Here is a 19,408-nt window from a genome sequence, read left to right on the forward strand (position 1 = left end):
ATGGACAATGCCTATTCAAAATTGGCGTATGGCGTTAAATCGTTTTATGATTGAGTTTGGTGACCGCATTCAAAAATACGATCACTAATTTGTTCCGTGGCATTTACACAGAATTTCTTACAGGCTCGTGAAGTGCCAGGCGCTATTGAGTTAAAAGAAGAATCAGCCAATCTTCAGCTATCAGCATTTTCTGCTTTTTTTAAAAAAATGGTCGAAATTCATAGATTAAAAGGGCGAGTTATTTATATTGGAGATAGTGCAATTAATTTTTCACTTTTGTCGTCAGTTTATGTATTTGTCAAGCATTTAGATGCAATTTTCTCAATTCCTCAACACCATTATTTTATAGTTGAAGATTATTCTTGGTGTCTTGTATTTACTATGGAGGGAGATATGTCCTTTGGTTTGCCGCCATATCTTTTTGAAGCGCTAAATGTCACTTCTCGCAATTCCAAATGAATCAATAACCGATGAAAAAATGCCCGCAGCAGCGGGCATTTTTTTTGAATAGAAACCAAATTTTTATTCTGTCGGTGGTACGTAACCAGCAGCTGCATCGGCACCGTCACCGAAAAAGTGTTTTTCCATTTGCGTTGCCAGGTATTTGCGGGCGCGAATGTCTGCCAGATTCAGGCGGTTTTCATTGACTAACATGGTTTGGTGCTTCATCCAGCCAGCCCATGCTTCTTTGGACACGCCTTCATAAATCTTTTTACCCAATTCGCCTGGGTAAGGAGGGAAGTCCAAGCCTTCGGCTTCTTTGTCTAATTTAATGCAGTGGACCATACGGGCCATGATAATACTCCTTTGTAAACCTGTAGATACTTAAAAACAGCAGCGATTATAAGTCAAATTTCATTTTCTTAATGATGCGCTACCGATCACAATTGTTTGATCAACACTAAAGACTTACGCTGCCAGTTGTACATTTTTTGTCTGTCTTTAGGAAGATCATCGACCGAAGCTTTGACAAAACCGCGCTTGAGGAACCAGTGTTCGGTGCGGGTGGTTAGTACAAATAGAGAGTGGAAACCTGCCCGGCGTGCGCGCTTTTCCATGTGTTTGAGGATGCGTTCGCCGTCGCCCTGACTTTGCACGTCGGGATTGACCGTCAGGCATGCCATTTCTGCCATTTTGTCAAATGGGAATGGGTACAGCGCCGCGCAACCAAAAATCACGCCATCATGCTCAATGACGGAGAAGTAATTGATTTCGCGTTCGATCAGTTCGCGACCACGTTTGACCAGAGTACCGTCAGCTTCTAACGGCTCGATCAGTTTAATAATGCCGCCGACGTCTTCAATCGTCGCTTCACGCAAACTTTCGAGGTTTTCTGAGGACACCATGGTGCCAACGCCATCATGGGTAAAGACTTCGAGTAGTGTCGAGCCATCCATTTCGTAAGGCACGATATGTATCCGGGGTACGCCGCCGCGTGATGCCTTGATCGCATGCTCCAGATAGAAAGCAGAATCCAGAGGCAGGTAATTCTTTTTGAGCTCTTGCTCTGCCTGAATAAACGACAATTCACGGATTTCATCGCCATCCTGATCGATCATCATCGGTGTTTCTGAAATAAAGATCAGTTTGTCTGCGCGTAACGCGGTCGCGGCTGAAACTGCCACGTCTTCCATCGTCAGATTGAAGGCTTCACCGGTCGGTGAGAAGCCTAGTGGTCCCAATAAAACCAGGTTGCCAGCATCGAGAATTCTGTGGATCGTATCGTAAGCAACTTTACGCGCTGTGCCTGTGAGGCCAAAGTCGACACCGCCAACGATGCCGATAGGTTTGGCAGTCACAAAGTTGCCAGAGATAATCCGGATAGCGGCATGCGCCATCGGCGTATTTGGCAAACCCTGACTAAAAGCGGCTTCGATATCGAGGCGTAATTCACCCGCCGCTTCTTTAGAGCATTCGAGTGCAGCGGTATCGGTGATGCGAATTCCGTTATGAAACTGGCCTTCGACGTTTCGCAGTGCCAATTGCTCGGCAACCTGCGGCCTTGAGCCATGCACAATTACGATTTTGATGCCAAGCGCGTGCAGTAGCGACAAATCTTGTGCCAGGACAGGCAAGGCGCCTGCCATCACCAGTTCGCCCGGAAAGGCGACCACAAAAGTCTTGCCACGGAAGGCATGAATGTAAGGCGCGACGGAGCGCAGCCAATCAACGAATTGAACGGGATTTTCCATGCGCTTATTATAATCTGAGACTTGGGGTTGGTAGCCAGTTCTGATTAAGTCGTGCAATCAAATTTATGCGCTCTTTTTAAGTCAACTTGCGCAACGCATGTTTTTAGTGTGAATTTGATAAGCTTGCATTGAGACGTTCCATTTTGCTGGTATAGAAATCAAAAGAACTATGGGTGATGCTATTTTCTTTTGCTAACGCTAATTCTTTTTTTGCCTCGTTCAGATTTCCAAGTCGGATATAGCTCAATGCTAACCATAGATGAAACTCATGGTAATAAGGATCTCGATCCAACTCTTTTTTGATTAAGTTAATCGCTTCGACGGGATGGTCGTTTTGCAGTGCTTTTTTCCCGAGGTCAAAGTAATAAAAAGGCGCGACAGGCTGGAGTTGATGAAGGGTGTTTGTGACGACCAGACTTTCTTCAAGACGTCCGGATTTCTGCAATAGCTCAGCTAAGTTAGCGAGCGCAATCAGATTGTTTGTGTCATATTTTAATATCTCACGAAATGCTTGTTCGGCTTGATGCAGATTGTTATGACGGCGATAAACAACACCAAGGGTATTGTAGGCGCTCAGATAGGAGGGGTCCTGTTTTATTGCTTCTTTGGCATACCAATATGCTTCATCGATTTGATTTTGTGAAAGTTGTTCTGCCGCCCGGTTATTCATGTACATTGCCAGAATTGTTTTTTCATCTATCGGTATGGTTTTTTGGTTTTGTAAATTCTCAGATGGCATGAAATCAACTATTAATGCTTGACTGCCATCATAACTTCCTATGTTGGATGTTGCTTTCTTAGATAAATTAACATTGACGTGGCCCACGGCAAACATTAGGTTGTCTGACTGACTCCAGCTATTGTCTTGGACGACTTTTTGAAACTGAACTTGTAATTCTAATTTTTTTGCAAAAGCGGCAGTCAAAATCACAAGAGATAAACAATTGCCAGATCGAGAAGAAAAAGTTTGTGCGGCATTGCGCGTCATTTCGGCATCGTATTCAATCCGCATCGATTTGTTATTTGAAATCATTTTAAATAAACCTTGTTTCAATCCATTTCTTAGAATGTTTGATTTGACTTGTTCTTTACGGAGGTAGGTGCTCATTTCATCGCTTAGCGCGAAAACTTCATCCGGATTTATTTTTGCTGTAGGTGCCCGAAACATAGAATCTTGAAATAGCTCATTCGATGAGGGCGTGATTTTTACACTGTTGCATCCGCTCAGTACGCCGGAAAATGCTATGGCCAGCAAAAGTTGAAAAAACGTAGCACTGCGACGATTCGTTTCCGACACGTTGCTTCCTTGCACACATTGCTTCTCAGCGGCCAGCTTCGTTTGTAGCAGGTTAAGCGATCCTGACAGCCAATTTTGCATTTTGTGCCTCTGGTTTTGTTATCGTCTAAATGGATTTAAGTATATACATTCAGCTAAAAAAATAAACTAAAGTATTTTTGTGGCATTCATGGCTCTTGATTCACAGTGAAGAATGAAAATCTGGGATAATGCGCACCGCTATGTCTTCTAATCATTCCCCTAAAAAACACCCCAAATCAGCCGCCGGTACCACGATAGATGGTTTGTCTGGATTGCGTGATCTACGTCAGCAACTACGTCAGGCAGCAGCGACTCCTGCTGCTGTTACAAATGCGACTGTGCCCGAAACTTCGTCAATTGGAGCGCGGCCACAAGCTCAAAATGCTGCTGTACCTGCAAGTGCAGTCGATAAGCCAGTCGATAAGCCAGTCGATAAGCCAGTCGATAAGCCAGTCGATAAGCCAGCCGGCAAGCATGCCGCAGGTCTTGAAACCCGGTCGCCTTCAGTGGTATCTGTTCAAGGCGTACATTTAACTTCTGAACGTCGTAAAACCCCTGCTTTGCCAGGCGAGGCTGAACTACCGTTTCGCAATCCACCTCCGGTCATTACTTATCCGGAAGAATTACCCGTATCTGGTCGTCGGGACGATATTGCTGAGGCGTTGCAAAAGCATCAAGTGATTATCGTCTGCGGTGAAACTGGTTCTGGTAAGACGACACAGTTGCCAAAAATTTGTCTTGAGTTGGGGAGAGGGCAAAAAGGTTTAATCGGTCACACCCAGCCGCGTCGTATTGCAGCTTCATCAACAGCAAAGCGTATCGCGCAAGAATTGAATTCGCCTTTAGGCGAGCACGTTGGCTTCAAAGTACGTTTCACCGACACCTTAACGAAGGGCGCATCGGTCAAATTGATGACGGACGGTATTTTGCTGGCGGAAACGCAAACCGATCCATTGCTCCGCCAATACGACACCATCATCATCGATGAGGCGCATGAACGCAGCCTCAATATTGACTTTTTGTTGGGGTATCTGAAGCAGTTGTTGCCTAAACGGCGTGACCTGAAAATCATCATCACCTCGGCAACCATTGATGCGCAGCGGTTTGCTAATCATTTTGCGCAGACAAAAGGTGACCAGATCGTTCCGGCGCCGGTGATAGAGGTATCCGGTCGCTTGTATCCAGTCGAGTTGCGCTACCGGCCGATACAGGACACCGAAAAAGACAAAGAGCGCGACTTAATGACCGCTATTACCGATGCAGTCGATGAATTGTGTCGTATTGGATCTGGTGATGTATTGGTGTTCTTGCCGGGTGAGCGAGAAATTCGCGACGCCGCTGAAGCTTTGCGCAAACATCATCCGCCGCATGTAGAAATTTTGCCTTTGTTTGCCCGACTATCTGCGCAAGAGCAAGAGCGTGTATTTAAAGCTTCGAATGCGCGGCGTATCGTGCTGGCGACCAACGTGGCTGAGACTTCTTTGACGGTGCCCGGCATACGTTTTGTGGTTGATACTGGCCTGGCGCGTGTGAAGCGCTATAGCTATCGCAATAAAGTAGAGCAATTGCAAATTGAGGCGGTTGCACAATCGGCAGCCAATCAAAGGGCGGGGCGTTGTGGCCGCGTCTCTGCCGGTGTTTGTATCAGGCTGTTTGACGAACAGGAGTTTAACCAACGTACCCGGTTTACTGAACCAGAAATTTTGCGCTCATCGTTGGCAGCCGTTATTTTGCGCATGAAGTCTTTGCGCTTGACTGATGTCGAGACCTTCCCATTCATCGAACCACCACCTGGTCGTGCGATTGCAGACGGCTATCAGTTGTTGCAAGAACTTGGTGCGATGGACGATGCCAATCAACTGACGGCGGTCGGTCGACAACTCGCTAAGTTGCCTTTAGATCCGCGGGTTGGCCGCATGATTTTGGCTGCGCGAGATAATCAGGCCTTGCAAGAAGTACTGATCATTGCTGCGGCGTTGTCGGTGCAAGATCCTCGCGACCGGCCTATGGAGGCGCAAGCCGCTGCTGATCAGGCGCATAAGAAATTTGCTGATGAAAAGTCCGAATTTTTGTCGTATCTGAAAATCTGGAAATGGTTTGAGGATGCCATCGAGCACAAGAAAACCAATCGTCAGTTGCAAGACAATTGCCGTAGTAATTTCCTGAGCCAGATGCGCTTGCGTGAATGGCGCGAGGTGCATTCGCAGTTGCTGACCATCGTCAAAGAGCAAGGCTGGCGCTTGAATGAAACGCCAGCGACCTATGAGCAATTACACCTATCTTTACTGACAGGTCTGTTAGGCAATATTGGTTATAAGTCGGAAGAAGAGGCGCACTATCTGGGTGCGCGTAGTATCAAATTCTTTATCTGGCCGGGTTCCAGTCTGGCGAAAAAAGCCGGGCGCTGGATTATGGCCGCAGAATTAGTTGATACCTCGCGATTATACGGACGTTGTATTGCCCAGATACAGCCAGAGTGGCTGGAAAAAATTGGCGGTCATTTGCTGAAAAAATCTTATGGCGAGCCACGTTGGGAAAAGAAAGCTGGGCAGGTATCCGCATTTGAACGGGCCACTTTATATGGTTTGGTGGTGTATAGCCAACGTCGGATCCAGTATGGGTTGACGCACCCAGCAGAAGCACGTGAGATTTTTATTCGTGAAGCTTTGGTGGAAGGCGAATTTGAAACTCGCTCGCCATTCTTTGCTTACAACCAAAAGTTGGTTCGGGAGATCGAAAACCTTGAACACAAATCACGTCGTTTGGATGTCTTGGTGGATGATCACCTGATTGTTGCATTTTATGATCAATACCTACCTCCAGATGTACATAACGCCGTGTTGTTTGAGCAGTGGTATAAAGAGGCCAGTAAAGCGAATCCTAAATTGCTATATCTGAATAAAGAAGAGTTGATGCGGCACGAAGCGGCTGGTGTCACTACTGATTTATTCCCCAAGAATATGCAAGTGTCAGGGGTGGCGCTGCAACTCAGCTACCATTTTGAACCAGGTAGCCCGCGTGATGGTGTGACATTGACTGTGCCGCTGTTTTCATTGAATCAGGTATCTGCCGATCGGAGTGAATGGTTGGTGCCGGGTATGCTCAAAGAAAAGGTTCATTTGTTGATCAAATCTCTGCCGCAAAAAATTCGCCGCCATTGTGTGCCTTTGCCCGAATATGCAGCCGGATTTTGTGAACGAAATGAGTTTGGTAAAGGCAATTTTCTCGATGCCGTGATTGCGGATATACGCGAACAAAAAGGCTTGCTCTGCAAAACGACTGATTTTAAATTTGAAACCTTGCCGGTCCATCTGACGATGAATTTTAAAGTCGTTGATGAGCATGGTCGCCAGTTAGATATGGGGCGCAATCTGGCTAATCTGCGGGCAGAATTTGGTGGTCAGGCGCGCGAAAGTTTTCAAAAAATTGCCAGTGCGGAAAAATTGGCACTACTCGATGGTAGTCAACACGAAGCCGCGACAAAAACGGTGCAGAAAAATACTGTGCAGGCGCCACATGCCAACTTGGCAGCTCGCAATCAGGTTTCTACGCCAGTATTGAAGCAGGAGAATTTGACTGCCTGGACTTTCGATAGTTTGCCTGAGTTATTGGAAGTGCAGCAAGGCAAACAAACCTTGATTGGCTACCCCGCTTTGGTCGATAAGCAAAGCCACTGTCACATTGAAGTGTTCGATGATCCGGATGAAGCGGCACGCATACATCGCATAGGCTTGCGCCGCTTGTTTGCGTTGCAGTTGAAAGAACAAGTTAAATTTTTGGAAAAAAATATCCCCGGCTTGCAGCAAATGGGTATGCAGTTTATGGCCTTGGGCTCGCAAGAAGAACTACGCGAACAGATCATACAAACTGCAATTGAACGCGCTTGTTTGCAACAACCTTTGCCGACCAATTCTGGCGAGTTCAATATTCGTCGCGAAGAGGGTAAAGCACGCCTGAATTTATTGGCGAATGAGATTGCGCGTTTGGCAGGCCAGATTTTGGCAGAATTTCATAGTTTACCTAAGAAGTTGCAAGGTATTAAAGCGCACGCCCAGGCGGCTGCTGATATGCAAAATCAATTGCAAATGTTAATCACCAAACGCTTTATTGCTGATACAGATTTTACTCAGTTGGCGCATTTCCCTCGATATCTGAAAGCGATCACCATTCGCCTTGATAAGCTACGTGCTGATCCAGCGAGGGATGCAAAGTTGATGGCTGAATGGAATAGTGTGGCACAAGCCTGGCAGCGCACGCCGCGCAAATCCGGGCATGGATCTGATATCGATCCTAAGATGTTGGAATTCCGTTGGATGCTGGAAGAGTTGCGCGTATCTTTGTTTGCGCAAGAACTGAGAACGCCGATGCCGGTGTCGGTTAAACGTTTGCAAAAAGTATGGGAAAGTATGCAGCGCTAGGGATACTTGAGTGATGCACCAATAATAAAGGCTTGCAGAAGAACGTTTTCTGTAAGCCTTTATTGTTCACGGTACTTTTATTTGCAATTTATTTTATTGAATGAAGCAAAAAAAATGGTGGCTACCCATAGGTGCCACCATTTTGATTTTTGTTCAGATTTGATCCGATAGAGGATCAGGCTACTTTTTTCACTGTTGTTGGAACAGATGTTAAATGCGCTTCGGTATCAAGGCCATTTTCCCACTTCGCGATGACGGCTGCGGCGATGGAGTTACCCACCGCATTCGTTGCAGAGCGTCCCATGTCCAGGAATTGATCGACACCCATGATCAGCAACAAGCCAGCTTCAGGGATGTTGAATTGATTTAATGTCGCAGCAATCACGACCAGTGAAGCGCGTGGCACACCCGCCATACCTTTGGAGGTGACCATTAACAACAGCAGCATAGTGATCTGTGTGCTCATCGGTAAGTCGATGCCATATGCCTGAGCGATGAACAATACTGCAAACGTGCAATACATCATCGAACCATCGAGGTTGAACGAATAACCCATAGGCAATACAAAGCTGGAAATTTTACGTTTAACACCAAACTTATCGAGTGCATCCAGAATCTTAGGATAAGCAGCTTCAGAACTTGCAGTCGAGAACGCAACCAGGAAGGGTTCGCGAATTAATTGCATCAAACGGAAGATAGGTTTGCCGATGAAAGCAAAGCCAGCCAAAATCAGCAAACCCCACAAAATCGCCAGGCCGAAGTAGAAGCCTGCCATGAATTTTGCGAAAGTCACTAATACACCAAGACCCTGAGTTGTGATCACGGAAGCCATCGCAGCAAAGACGGCGATCGGCGCCAGATTCATGATGGCACCAGTCATCTTCAACATGACGTGAGCCAGTTCATCGATCATGCCAGAGAGCTTCTTACCGGACTCACCAAGATTTGCTAAGGCAGAACCAAAGAAAATGGAAAAGATCACAATTTGCAAGATTTCATTATTTGCCATCGCCTCAATCGGAGATTTTGGGAACAAGTGGCTAATAAAATCTTTCAATGAAAACGCACTGGTTTTCAAATTGGTGCTTGCATTGACATCCGGCAGTGGCAAACCCAGATGAGTGCCTAATTGCAATGCGTTTGACAGTAACATACCGATAGTCAATGAGGCCAGGGAAGCAATAACAAACCAGCCCATCGCTTTAATACCAACGCGGCCAATTGTTTTCGTATCGCCAAGGTGAGCAATGCCAACGGTCAAGGTTGAGAATACCAGCAAGGATATGATCATTTTGATGAGTCTTAAGAACACATCAGTAGCGATCGAAAAATATCCTGCCAGGTCTGTCATGAACTTGGTTGTTGCCCAGGTTTCATGGCATACATAGCCGACCGCGATACCCGCTACCATCGCTGCAAATATCATCGGGGTGGATGATGCTTTTTTCATAGTTCCTCCAATTTCATGCAGACGGTGTTTCGTCCGCACCCTTCATTCAGTTTTTAAAAGCAAAAATTTTCAATTGATCTGGTCATTAATCTGCTGCGCATCGATATAGGTAACACCAGATTGTCGTAAAACGATGCGAAGAATTGAAAATTCTCAAAGGGATTCGGGCATGGCCGATATATCGAACATGCCAAATTAAGTACACCGAGACTTTTGATCTTTTTGTGTTTGCCAGTAAGGGCTATTTCAGTGTGTCTTCACTCGTCTTTAGCGCGTGTGTTTGGTATAGGCACAATGGGCTCGCATCATGGCACTAACAAAAAAAACGAAATATTAGGGAAAACCACAATTGCGCGTCACATTTTTGAATAAAATGCGGAAAAAAGATGTGTAGGGTGAAATAAATATTTAAATTGCTATTTATTTTGGTAATAAATGTGGTTTTCTGAAGGGGAGATTGTTTTTATGGTGCAATTGTAAGAACCGCAAAAATTTGAAGACATGACTTGTTCTTTGGCTCAAATCTGCTGGCTTTTGCTTAATAAATGCGTTGTCGTGCAAAAAGTTTAAACATCCACGCCATGACATTTTTTGTATTTCTTGCCGCTGCCGCAGGGGCAAGGATCGTTTCTGCCAATTTTGGGTTCTTTACGTATTGTATGTTGCGTATAGACGTTGCGGAAATTTGCCTGGGTCTCTTTATGAAATCCCGACCACCAACCCATTTCTTTTTCTACATCGTGTACATAGCCTTTGCCATGTTCTAATTCTAAAGCGCGGCTAGCTTCGTAATTGAGGGAGATGTGTTCATTAAACCAGTCCTGATCGCTCATTTGTGGGTCGAGCAATTGATCGGCAAACCAACGGTTAACTTGTTCCGCCATTTCAGCCGCGCAAAGAACCGTTGCGACGTCAACGATGGTTTCCAATAAAACCGCGTCCCCCTGATCTGCATGTTTGCGTTGTTGCGCAATCAATTCGCCACGGACGCTCAGGTAATTTAGTAATTCAGTTCTGTCATTTTCACCAGCAATGACACGGACCTGCCATGCGATCAGTGCTGCCGTGCGTGACCAGATGCTAGTTTGTTCATCCTCAAAACGTTGCTTAAGTAATTCGACATTACCGTCACATACTGAAGCCAGGCAGCGCCCGTAGGTTTCAGTAACCACGTCACCCATCATGCTGTCAATAACGTCGTCCGCAAAGCTGCCAATTGCAAGCATGGGTAAATAAGCATCCGTCGCGCGCCATGAAGCAAGTAAGTGCATTGCATACATGTGTAGCATGTAGTCGCCATCTTCCGTGATCTCTGGATTTTTAGCGGTATTTTGCAGCACTTCAATGAAATATGGCGTGACTTCGTCCTTGTGCTCCTCCGCAAACGCAATCGCCGCACGTGGAAATGGGGTCGAAAAGTATTCAAGTTGTTCGCGCAGAGTGAGCCAGGCTTGTGACATGTTTTTCGCGTCTGTAAGTAGAAAAATCAGGTGGGATGGATGAGAAAGAGTATATCAGTCTGCATCCAATTTAAGCGAAAAAAAGCGTAACCAAATATAGATAAAAGCTATATTCAGGTGTTGACATGCGTTTGTTTTTGGAAGTTTTCTTTTTTAAAATGGCTAGGGTTTGCTTGTGGCCTATGCAGGCGCAACGATTGAACAGGGGCAATCTTGAAATGTGAAGGCCTGTCTTTTTTGAAGAGGATTTGTTGACCTGATTTGGTTAGTTGTGGCTTTTAATTGGCACGAAATCGCGACACCTAACTCTGACTATGTTTAATTTGATTGGATGCGTCTTCAACTGTATCTAAGAAATTTCGCACAATGATGTTCATTTGAACCAGAGCGTTGCGGTTAATCCGCCCACATTGTTGGATTCTAATGATTATTGCAACACCAGAATGCGCGAACCTGATGGTTTGCGCATCTTGAGACTAAAAAGAAAGAAGTGTGATCTCTGTGGGATGTTGAGATCATAGAGGTGAATTATAAAGGATCTGCAATCCCTATCGGCGCCGGGCTGATATTGACTATCATTGAAAATAATTGTTCGTAACGATAGCGTTCACCAGCATCATCGAGCTGTTGGCGATTTTTAATGAAGGCCTGATCAACTTCTTGCCAGTCGTTGATGTTGAGGACTTGTTTCGCAATCGGGATAATCACTTTTTCCTCGGTTGTCATATGTGCATAATAAAATTTGACATATTGTTCAACAAGATGATGAAAATGTGGGAAGGCTTCTGCACCAGTAAATTCATAACGAAGTAAAGCATCTTGCAATTGATGTGCAAGTAATTCACCTTTGCTATGTTGTTCGATGAGAGCGTCTAACTCTGCGTCCAACTGGTGAGTGCGCTCTTTAATTTTTGCGAATAAAAATTTATCTTCTTTGGGATGATGGACTTTTTCCGGATATTCGCTGATGTAGTACAGCATAGCGCGGAAAACTTTCAGATCAGGAGCTGATCCGCCTTTTTCTATGCCACGTACAAAGTACAACATGCCTTGAATGACAGCGGATAAATGTTCGTGTTCGTGTTGAATAATGTCGACAGAGACAGGGTGGAAGTTACGTGTGGCCATGAATAGTCTCCAAAATAGTCTTCAAATTGTTTCTTTAAATGTACTCCTCTAATACCAAAGTGTTTTTGATGCGTATCAAAGAATGTTTTTGGCACTAATGGCTAGTTGTTGCTGTCTGGACGAATATTGGTATCAAACGAAAAATCCCCGCTGCACGTACAATGCACAGCGGGGATTTTTATGTAAATCGCAAAATTGGACTTGTGCGAACTACTTTTTTCAGTGCAAAGATTTTACTTGCGCTTGGCGAGGATTGCCTCGATTTGATCCATAATGGTGTTCATACGTTTAAACACCGCTTGATATGGCGCAGGTGAAGCCAGATCGACACCAGCATTTTTGACCAGATCATACGGATAAGCTGAAGCGCCTGCTTTTAAAATGTTCAGATACTTGTCACGCGCACCAGGCTCACCTTTGAGAATTTCGTCGGCAAACATTGATCCCGCAGCAATTGAAGTTGCATATTGAAATACGTAGAAACGATTGTAGAAGTGCGGAATGTAAGCCCATTCAACCGCATAGGTGTCATCGATTTTCATGACACCTTCTTTGTCGCCGTGGTAACGTTTCAGAATGTCACCGTAAATTTTGCTCAGACCTTCGCCAGTCAACGATTCGCCTTTGTCGACGCGAGCATGAACTTCACGTTCGAAATCAGCAAACATCGCTTGACGGAAGAAGGTGCCACGCAGGTTTTCCAGTGCGGAACCCAGATACAACAAGCGTTCATCGTCGGTCTTGGCGATTTTTAACATGTGGTCGAGTAAGAAGACCTCGTTTGTCGTCGATGCAATTTCTGCCGTAAAGGTTGGGTAATCAGAATTCAGGAAAGACTGGTTTTTGTTTGCCAGATACGAGTGCATGGCATGACCCCACTCGTGTCCCAATGTCGAGACTGACTCATAGTCGTCATTGTAATTCAGCAGCAAATACGGATGCACGTCGTAAGCAGTGCCAGACATGTAGGCGCCGGAGCGTTTGTGTGGACGAGGGTACACGTCCATCCAACGTTCAGTCGTGGCTTTTGTCATTGCTGCGACATAGTCTTCACCTAAAGGCTTCACTGACGCCAGCATCAGTTTGACACCGTCTTCGATCGGATAGTGATAATTGCCGGTGACCAAAGCGGGGTAGATGTCGTAATAGCGCAAGTCACTCACGCCCAACATTTTTGCACGCAATTGGAAATAGCGATGCAAGGTCGGCAAATTGGCTTGAGTCTGACTGACTAAGGTGTCATAGACAGCACGTGGCAGGTCGTTGCCATCCAAAGCGCTGGTCAGCGAGTCGGGGTAGTTGCGTACCTTGGCATAGGCGGAATCTTTTTTCAACTGTTCATAAAACGTCACGCCATAGCTACGTTCAAATTCTTTCCATTTACCCCAGAATGCATCAAATACGAGTTTGCGGTCGGCACGATTGCCTGATGCACGGTATTTGGTGTAAGCCGATTGATCGATCACTACTTCTTCGCCATTAGATAATTTAAGCTTAGGCCAAGGCATATCGGCATTGGATAAGGTTGCATAGACTGCGCTAGCGGCATTGGTTGCCATGCCGAATGTAGCAACCAGTTCCTCACCTTTTTTGTCTAAAGTATGTTTCGAGCCGCGCAGGATATCATGCAAATAAAACGCATACCCTGCCAGCGATTTGTCGCGTGCCAGGAACGCGTCTATTTTCTTTTGACCTAATGTGAGTAATTCCGGGCGCAGGAAAGAACTGGCGGATTCAACTTTGCTGCCGAGAATTTCTGCACTTTGTGCTATATCCTGGCCTGCATTGTTGCCGGTATCCTGGTCACGATATTGGGCTGCATAGTTTGCTAGGCGTGCGTATCGTTTAAGGATGTCGTTGGTGAGATCCAGGCATTCTTTGAATTGTTTCGCATTGCTACCGAGGTGACCACTGCATTTTTCAAGTTGAGTTAATTGGGTTTCCAGATGTTTGGCATCCTTGTCCCATGCCGCACGATCCATATACAAATCCTTGAGATTCCACTGATTTGCTTCAATGTCATTCGGAAGATTTGCGTAACTATAGCCAGGGATGGAAAAAGCCAGCGCCAGTAAACCGGCAATCAATGTACGTTTCATGGGGTCTCCGAGGGCAATTTGGGGGCGCTGCTTTTCGCATTATAGGGATAGGCATTTGTCGTTTTAACGTTTGCCGGATCACGTTTGTTACGAAAAATAGAGCGCTACGAAAGCCCTTAATTAATTGTTGAAAGACCAAAAATATACAGCGAAACCCACACGAATGAAGTACTTTTATAGTGTTTAAATTTAAAATTAATTCAATTCAAAAGAATCTTTGGTTTTGAAGTGCTTTGCTAGCTTTTCTACGATTTTGTTGTGTTGTATTGCGAATTTCTTTGGTTCGATTGCGGTAATTTTATTCACAAGTGTTGTTCATCAACGTCTTGGCGTCGTGGCAAGCGTTTCGAGTACAATCGATTTATCTTGTTTTCTGGAGACAATATGCAGCGCCCACGTTTTTTGCCCGATAACATGACTTTACTTTTGCTCGGCGTTATTTTGATCGCCAGTTTTTTTCCGGCGCGTGGTGCTGTGGCGGAGGTCTTTGAGCAATTGTCGGTCTGGATGATTGCACTGCTCTTTTTTATGCATGGCGCGAAGCTTTCGCGTGAAGCGGTGATTTCGGGTCTGACGCACTGGCGCTTGCATTTGCTGGTGTTGTTGGTGACCTTTGTTGCCTTTCCGGTTCTGGGCTTGCTTCTCAAGCCTGCATTGCTGCCAATACTGACGCCGGATTTGTATGTCGGCATTTTATTTCTATGCATGTTGCCTTCAACGGTGCAATCCTCAATCGCCTTTACATCGGTTGCTCGCGGGAATATTTCTGCTGCAGTTTGCAGTGCCTCAGCCAGTAATTTGCTCGGTATTTTTATCACGCCCTTGTTGGTTAGTTTGTTGCTTAAGACTCAGGGGGAAGGGCATTCATCCATGGATGCAATATTCAATATTGTGTTGCAGTTGCTACTGCCTTTTGTTCTGGGGCAGTTGGCGCGTCCATTTTTGCAGGCCTGGATTACCCGTCATGCGCAAGTCTTAAAAATGGTCGATCAGAGTTCCATATTATTGGTGGTATTTGTTGCTTTTAGCGCAGCGGTGGTGCAGGGATTGTGGGCGCAAGTGCCAAAAATGATGTTGCTAAGTATCTTGGGTGTGAGCGCGGTGATGTTGGCGCTGATTATGGGTTTGACGATGTTTGTCAGCCGCCGCCTGGGTTTTAGCAAAGAAGACGAGATCACCATCGTGTTTTGCGGCTCAAAAAAGAGCCTCGCCAGTGGCGTACCGATGGCCAAAGTCTTGTTTTCCAGTGGATCTGTTGGTATGGTATTGTTACCATTAATGTTATTCCATCAATTGCAACTGATGGTTTGTGCGGTTCTTGCTCAACGTTACGCCAAACGATAGGGAGTGTGTGATGCCAAAATTTGCAGCCAATCTGAGCATGATGTATCAGGAGGTTGATTTTCTGAGTCGTTTCGAGGCGGCAGCAAAAGACGGCTTTAAAGGCGTAGAGTTTTTATTTCCTTACGAACATACCGCAGCGGAAATTCGCAATCAGTTGGATGCACATGGTTTGCAGCAAGTGATGTTTAATGCGCCGCCCGGCAATTGGGCTGCGGGCGAACGAGGGATTGCCTCTTTGCCCGGACGCGAGGATGAGTTTAAGCGCTCATTTGATCTGGCTTTGCAATACGCCAAGGTGTTGGGTAACCGACATATTCATGTGATGGCCGGACTGATCGACCCCGAACAAGATAGGGAGAGGCATCGCGCCGTCTACTTGCGTAATCTTGCCTATGCGGCCTTAGTGGCATCTCGGGAAGGTCTCACTATTTTGATCGAACCCATCAATAACCGCGATATGCCCGGCTATTTTCTCAATTACCAGCATCAGGCACAGGAAATTTGTGAGGAGCTTGATATCGGACATTTGCAGGTGCAATTTGATATTTACCATTGCCAGATCATGGAAGGTGATATCACTGCTAAGCTAAAACGCGATATGCTACGTTCGCATGCAGGTATTGGTCACATACAAATTGCAGGTGTGCCGAACCGTCACGAACCCAGTGATGGCGAGCTGAATTACCCGTATCTATTTAAACTACTTGATCAATTGGGCTATGAGGGTTGGCTTGGTTGTGAGTACCGGCCAAGGGCGGGAACGTCTGAGGGCCTGGGGTGGTTGAGACCGTATTTGTAGGAAGTAGCTTTCGTCCGTATGGTGGCGATGAGCAGTTTCATCGTCGTGTAGGGATAATTCCCGCTCTAAAAAAAATACGCCCGCCGATCCCTCTCCCGCTTGCGGGGGAGGGATCGTTGGTACTTTTATTCCGGGCTGACCTGCAAAATCAATTTGCCGAAATTTTTACCATCAAACAGCATCATCAAGGTATCAGGGAAAGTCTCTATCCCTTGAACAATATCTTCGCGCGTCTGGAATTTGCCTTCGGCCATCCATTTGCCCATTTCGGCAACTGCTTCAGCATAGCGTGCTGCATAATCAAAAACGACTATGCCTTCCATACGAGCACGATTGACCAGCAGGGATAAGTAGTTGGCAGGGCCTTTGACTGGGGTAGTATTGTTGTATTGAGAAATTGCACCGCAGATGATGATGCGGGCTTTCATGTTGATGCGCGTGAGTACGGTATCGAGAATCTCGCCGCCAACATTATCAAAATAGACGTCAACGCCGTTCGGGCAGTGTTCTTTCAAGCCATCGCGGACTGAGCCAGATTTGTAATCTATGCAGGCATCAAAACCAAGTTCATTGACGACAAAATCACATTTGTCTTTACCGCCTGCGATGCCTACGACGCGGCAGCCTTTTTGTTTTGCGACCTGACCTACGGTTTGTCCGACAGCACCAGCAGCACCGGATACCACGACGGTTTCACCCGCTTTGGGTTGGCCAACATCAAGCAGGCCAAAGTACGCTGTCATGCCTGGCATACCCAAGGCATTTAAGAATTTTGGTAAAGGTGCAAGGCGTGGATCAATTTTATAGAAAGCCGCTGTTTTATCGTTGGCGGCACCTACCCAATATTTCTGTACACCTGTACCACCAGAGACATAATCACCGACTGCAAATTTAGGTGATTTAGAAGCGATGACTTTACCAATGCCGCCAGCTCGCATGACTTCATCAATCGCAACTGGGCGTATATATGACTTACCTTCGTTCATCCAACCGCGCATTGCCGGATCGAGCGACAGGTAAATGGTTTGTACCAAAATTTCTCCATCGGCGATCTCGCGTACTGCTTCAGAGGTAAACGACCAATCACTGTGTTTTGGTGTCCCGACAGGGCGGGCGGCGAGGCGATATTGCTGATTCATTATTGTTGTCATGCTGTCTCCTTGTTGTAGATGAAGGTTTGAGTCGTGGATGAAATGCCAATTTTTCTATCTTTTGCTGCTGAACGATGACTATACATTAATTAGAACGTTCGTGCTTTTTATTGGGAAGTTATCTCGAAACACGTTGTATGCTGAATTGTGCTCCGGAACGTGCGACAATAGTCAGTTAAATTTTTCGCTTTCATCCCGAAAATACCAAATTAAATTTGTTTTTCATTCCAAATAAAGGTTTTTTGGATAGATGTTAATTTTATGATACGACAACCAGAATATATCCTCACTTTATCCTGTCCTGATCAGCGTGGCATTGTTCACAGTGTATCGGGCTTTTTGGCGCAGCATGGCTGCAACATTATTGATTCCGCACAATTTGGTGATGCGCAATCGGCGACGTTTTTTATGCGCGTGCATTTTGCCGTCGAAGACTCTTCGATCAGCGACGCCGCTTTGCGTGAAGAGTTTGCAGCTCTCGGGGCTGGCATGCAGATGAGCTGGCAGTTGCATGACGCACATCACAAGCCGCGCGTGATGTTGATGGTGTCCAAAATTGGCCATTGCCTCAATGATTTGTTGTTCCGCTACAAGAGTGGTTTGTTGCCAGTGGAGATCAAAGCCATTGTTTCTAATCACACTGATTTTTACCAGTTGGCGGCCAGCTACAATATCCCATTTCATCATTTTCCTTTGGCAGCTGGTGCAGCACCTGAAGCCAAGCAGGCGCAAGAGCAAAAGATTTTGGATATTGTCGAGGCCAATGATATCGAGTTAGTAGTACTGGCGCGTTATATGCAAATTTTGTCACCAGCGATGTGCGATGCGTTACGTGGAAAAGCGATCAATATTCATCATTCGTTTTTGCCGAGCTTTAAAGGTGCTAAGCCGTACTATCAGGCGCACGAACGTGGCGTAAAGCTGATTGGTGCGACGGCGCATTTTGTCACTGGTGATCTGGATGAGGGGCCAATTATTGAGCAAGATGTTGAACGCGTCGATCATGCGATGGAGCCTGAGACGCTGACAGCAATTGGTAGGGATGTGGAATGTGTGGTTTTGGCGCGTGCAGTGAAATGCTTTGTCGAACACCGTATTTTGTTAAATGGTCATAAAACGGTGGTATTCAAATAATGGCACTCAAATCAATTATCTATAAAGCAGATTTAAATATTTCGGATATGGATCGCGGTTACTATGCAGATCACAGTCTGACCATAGCACGTCATCCATCGGAAACTGACGAACGCATGATGATCCGTGTGCTCGCATTCGCGATTCATGCGGCCGAACGCCTGGAATTTGGTAAAGGTATTTCGGATACCGAAGAGCCAGATTTGTGGGAAAAAGATTACACTGATGCGATTCAGTTATGGGTCGAGGTTGGTCAGCCAGATGACCGACGCTTGCTCAAAGCGTGCGGCCGCTCAGATAAAGTCGTTGTATATAGTTTTGCTAGTGCCAGTGATATCTGGTGGAAGCAAATGAATAGCCGCCTTGATCGCGCCAAAAATCTGAAAGTGATGAATGTACCAGCGGAGCAAAGTCAGGCTTTAGAAAAGCTGGCGCAACGTTCGATGCAACTGCAATGCACGATACAAGATGGCCAGATCTGGATGTCAGCGGGTGAGGCGTCAGTGCAAATTGACGTTGAGACCTGGAAGGATTTTAGCTAATCGAAGGTTTGGTATGACGGGTGGGACTCGCCGTCATCACCAAGTGCATGGGATTGGTGAGTTGTACCCGCCAAACGATTGAGTATCCGTATACATGGCAATGTCGCTTTTGACTTTCACCGCTTTAGACTAAGCAATTTGTGCTTCACGGAAAACGGATTAGAAAGTATCTTTGTCTGAGCGCAGCGAGTTTAGATACTTTCCCGTTTTACGTGACGCTCAAATTGTGCCGACACGCAGTGACGGCACCCGCAGGGCAAAGTCTCAGTGTCGCCTTTCTTTTGCTTACTTTGCTTTGGCGAGGCAAAGCAAAGTAAGTGGCTGCCGGGTCACACCCGGCTTGGTTCTACGAAGAGCGATCTATTTACATATT

The 19,408-nt window shown here is 46.0% G+C and carries 14 protein-coding genes; 6 read left to right on the forward strand and 8 right to left on the reverse strand.

Annotation, left to right across the window (positions count from 1 at the left end; translation table 11 throughout):
• Window positions 1-96 precede the first annotated feature (96 nt).
• Window positions 97-459, forward strand: coding sequence for a hypothetical protein (locus tag H8K32_RS19000; RefSeq protein ID WP_186914140.1), 363 nt, complete (start codon window positions 97-99; stop codon window positions 457-459).
• A gap of 63 nt (window positions 460-522) precedes the next feature.
• Here the strand turns inward: H8K32_RS19000 and H8K32_RS19005 are convergent, their stop codons facing one another.
• The 3 genes from H8K32_RS19005 to H8K32_RS19015 all read right to left on the reverse strand — a co-directional run bounded on the left by H8K32_RS19005 (window position 523) and on the right by H8K32_RS19015 (window position 3,570).
• On the reverse strand, window positions 523-795 hold the full coding sequence (locus H8K32_RS19005) for an oxidative damage protection protein (protein WP_186914141.1): 273 nt from the start codon (window positions 793-795) through the stop codon (window positions 523-525).
• Window positions 796-881: 86 nt separating this feature from the next.
• The gene (gene argA / locus H8K32_RS19010) at window positions 882-2,192 is read right to left on the reverse strand and encodes an amino-acid N-acetyltransferase (protein ID WP_186914142.1); all 1,311 of its coding nucleotides are present in this window, start codon (window positions 2,190-2,192) and stop codon (window positions 882-884) included.
• A 103-nt stretch (window positions 2,193-2,295) separates the two neighbouring features.
• On the reverse strand, window positions 2,296-3,570 hold the full coding sequence (locus H8K32_RS19015) for a tetratricopeptide repeat protein (RefSeq protein WP_186914143.1): 1,275 nt from the start codon (window positions 3,568-3,570) through the stop codon (window positions 2,296-2,298).
• Window positions 3,571-3,710: 140 nt separating this feature from the next.
• Here H8K32_RS19015 and hrpA point away from each other — a divergent pair, with 140 nt between their 5' ends.
• Window positions 3,711-7,928, forward strand: a complete 4,218-nt coding sequence (hrpA, locus tag H8K32_RS19020) for an ATP-dependent RNA helicase HrpA (RefSeq protein WP_186914144.1) — start codon at window positions 3,711-3,713, stop codon at window positions 7,926-7,928.
• Window positions 7,929-8,103: 175 nt separating this feature from the next.
• Here the strand turns inward: hrpA and H8K32_RS19025 are convergent, their stop codons facing one another.
• The 4 genes from H8K32_RS19025 to pepF all read right to left on the reverse strand — a co-directional run bounded on the left by H8K32_RS19025 (window position 8,104) and on the right by pepF (window position 14,065).
• Complete coding sequence (locus H8K32_RS19025) at window positions 8,104-9,378, reverse strand: dicarboxylate/amino acid:cation symporter (protein WP_186914145.1); 1,275 nt, start codon at window positions 9,376-9,378, stop codon at window positions 8,104-8,106.
• 566 nt (window positions 9,379-9,944) lie between these two features.
• On the reverse strand, window positions 9,945-10,838 hold the full coding sequence (locus H8K32_RS19030; protein ID WP_186914146.1) for a DUF1186 domain-containing protein: 894 nt from the start codon (window positions 10,836-10,838) through the stop codon (window positions 9,945-9,947).
• Between the two features lie 528 nt (window positions 10,839-11,366).
• Window positions 11,367-11,966, reverse strand: a complete 600-nt coding sequence (locus tag H8K32_RS19035; RefSeq protein ID WP_186914147.1) for a hemerythrin domain-containing protein — start codon at window positions 11,964-11,966, stop codon at window positions 11,367-11,369.
• A 233-nt stretch (window positions 11,967-12,199) separates the two neighbouring features.
• Window positions 12,200-14,065 (reverse strand): oligoendopeptidase F, encoded by a 1,866-nt coding sequence (gene pepF, locus H8K32_RS19040; protein ID WP_186914148.1) that lies wholly within the window; start codon window positions 14,063-14,065, stop codon window positions 12,200-12,202.
• A gap of 384 nt (window positions 14,066-14,449) precedes the next feature.
• On the opposite strand from pepF, the gene H8K32_RS19045 reads away from it, so the two are divergent.
• The gene (locus H8K32_RS19045; protein WP_186914149.1) at window positions 14,450-15,409 is read left to right on the forward strand and encodes a bile acid:sodium symporter family protein; all 960 of its coding nucleotides are present in this window, start codon (window positions 14,450-14,452) and stop codon (window positions 15,407-15,409) included.
• Between the two features lie 10 nt (window positions 15,410-15,419).
• Entirely contained in the window at window positions 15,420-16,208 is a 789-nt protein-coding gene (gene otnI, locus H8K32_RS19050) for a 2-oxo-tetronate isomerase (protein ID WP_186914150.1), read from the forward strand.
• A 125-nt stretch (window positions 16,209-16,333) separates the two neighbouring features.
• Here the strand turns inward: otnI and H8K32_RS19055 are convergent, their stop codons facing one another.
• On the reverse strand, window positions 16,334-17,359 hold the full coding sequence (locus H8K32_RS19055) for an NADP-dependent oxidoreductase (RefSeq protein ID WP_186914151.1): 1,026 nt from the start codon (window positions 17,357-17,359) through the stop codon (window positions 16,334-16,336).
• 264 nt (window positions 17,360-17,623) lie between these two features.
• Between H8K32_RS19055 and purU the strand changes: the two genes are divergently transcribed.
• Both purU and H8K32_RS19065 read left to right on the forward strand, forming a co-directional pair.
• Complete coding sequence (gene purU / locus H8K32_RS19060; RefSeq protein ID WP_186914170.1) at window positions 17,624-18,493, forward strand: formyltetrahydrofolate deformylase; 870 nt, start codon at window positions 17,624-17,626, stop codon at window positions 18,491-18,493.
• Window positions 18,493-19,035 carry a YaeQ family protein gene (locus H8K32_RS19065; protein WP_186914152.1) on the forward strand — a complete coding sequence of 181 codons (543 nt, stop codon included), beginning with the start codon at window positions 18,493-18,495 and terminating at the stop codon, window positions 19,033-19,035. Before purU ends, H8K32_RS19065 begins: the two co-directional genes overlap by 1 nt.
• Window positions 19,036-19,408: the final 373 nt, after the last annotated feature.

The sequence above is a fragment of the Cognatundibacterium jejuense genome (genome assembly GCF_014284255.1).
Classification (GTDB): Bacteria; Pseudomonadota; Gammaproteobacteria; order Burkholderiales; family Burkholderiaceae_D; genus Undibacterium; species Undibacterium jejuense.

What these genes read in the sequence shown, in the direction of transcription:
- H8K32_RS19005 (WP_186914141.1), bottom strand. Translation starts at nt 795, where the DNA reads ATGGCCCGTATGGTCCACTGCATTAAATTAGACAAAGAAGCCGAAGGC.
- argA (WP_186914142.1), bottom strand. Translation starts at nt 2,192, where the DNA reads ATGGAAAATCCCGTTCAATTCGTTGATTGGCTGCGCTCCGTCGCGCCT.
- H8K32_RS19015 (WP_186914143.1), bottom strand. Translation starts at nt 3,570, where the DNA reads ATGCAAAATTGGCTGTCAGGATCGCTTAACCTGCTACAAACGAAGCTG.
- hrpA (WP_186914144.1), top strand. Translation starts at nt 3,711, where the DNA reads ATGTCTTCTAATCATTCCCCTAAAAAACACCCCAAATCAGCCGCCGGT.
- H8K32_RS19025 (WP_186914145.1), bottom strand. Translation starts at nt 9,378, where the DNA reads ATGAAAAAAGCATCATCCACCCCGATGATATTTGCAGCGATGGTAGCG.
- H8K32_RS19030 (WP_186914146.1), bottom strand. Translation starts at nt 10,838, where the DNA reads ATGTCACAAGCCTGGCTCACTCTGCGCGAACAACTTGAATACTTTTCG.
- H8K32_RS19035 (WP_186914147.1), bottom strand. Translation starts at nt 11,966, where the DNA reads ATGGCCACACGTAACTTCCACCCTGTCTCTGTCGACATTATTCAACAC.
- pepF (WP_186914148.1), bottom strand. Translation starts at nt 14,065, where the DNA reads ATGAAACGTACATTGATTGCCGGTTTACTGGCGCTGGCTTTTTCCATC.
- H8K32_RS19045 (WP_186914149.1), top strand. Translation starts at nt 14,450, where the DNA reads ATGCAGCGCCCACGTTTTTTGCCCGATAACATGACTTTACTTTTGCTC.
- otnI (WP_186914150.1), top strand. Translation starts at nt 15,420, where the DNA reads ATGCCAAAATTTGCAGCCAATCTGAGCATGATGTATCAGGAGGTTGAT.
- H8K32_RS19055 (WP_186914151.1), bottom strand. Translation starts at nt 17,359, where the DNA reads ATGACAACAATAATGAATCAGCAATATCGCCTCGCCGCCCGCCCTGTC.
- H8K32_RS19065 (WP_186914152.1), top strand. Translation starts at nt 18,493, where the DNA reads ATGGCACTCAAATCAATTATCTATAAAGCAGATTTAAATATTTCGGAT.